This is a genomic window from Arhodomonas sp. KWT (assembly GCF_010993615.1).
Genome location: NZ_WNXE01000940.1, coordinates 1 through 649, shown reverse-complemented (window position 1 = coordinate 649; position 649 = coordinate 1). Strand labels below are relative to the sequence as shown.

The 649-nt window shown below is 69.2% G+C and carries 1 protein-coding gene; it reads left to right on the top strand.

The genetic code is table 11. The annotated features are described in order from the left end of the window. Positions 1–80: 80 nt before the first annotated feature. Positions 81–649, top strand: a 569-nt coding sequence (locus tag G7A99_RS23425; RefSeq protein WP_163144452.1) for an MFS transporter, incomplete at its 3' end; no start/stop codon positions are given.

The window sequence follows — 649 nt, the reverse complement described above, 5'->3', positions numbered from 1 at the left end:
GTGGCCGGTGCCGGCGTTGCCGGAGCGGGCGGCTGCTATGCTGGATGAACGATCCTTCGCGTGGCCGAGGCAGCGTGGCGATGGCCGACGAACCCGGTGGCGCCCCTCAGGCGCGGCTTCTCGCGCGGGTGCTGCTGTTCCGGCGCGGGGAGCTGCCGGGCCTGGCGGCGGCATTCCTCTACTATTTCTGCCTGCTCTGCAGCTACTACATCCTGCGGCCGGTACGCGACGAGATGGGGGTGCGCGGCGGGGTGGAGCACATGCAGTGGCTGTTCACCGCCACGTTCGTCGCCATGCTGCTGGCGGTGCCGGTGTTTGCGGCGCTGGCAGCGCGCTTCCGGCGTAGCGTCCTGATCCCCGCGGTTTACGGCATCTTCATCGCCTGCATCCTCGGCTTCTGGCTGTGGCTGCGCTCCGACTGGGGTATGGCCTGGGGGGCGAGGGCGTTCTTCGTGTGGCTCTCGGTATTCAACCTGTTCGTCGTCTCCGTGTTCTGGAGCTTCATGGTCGACCTGTTCGACGACGCCCAGGCTGCGCGGCTGTTCGGCGCCATCGCGGCGGGCGGCAGCGCGGGGGCCATTCTGGGGCCGGGGCTGACGGCCGTACTGGTTCAGATGGTTCAGCCGCATGCGCTGCTTCCGCTGGCGGC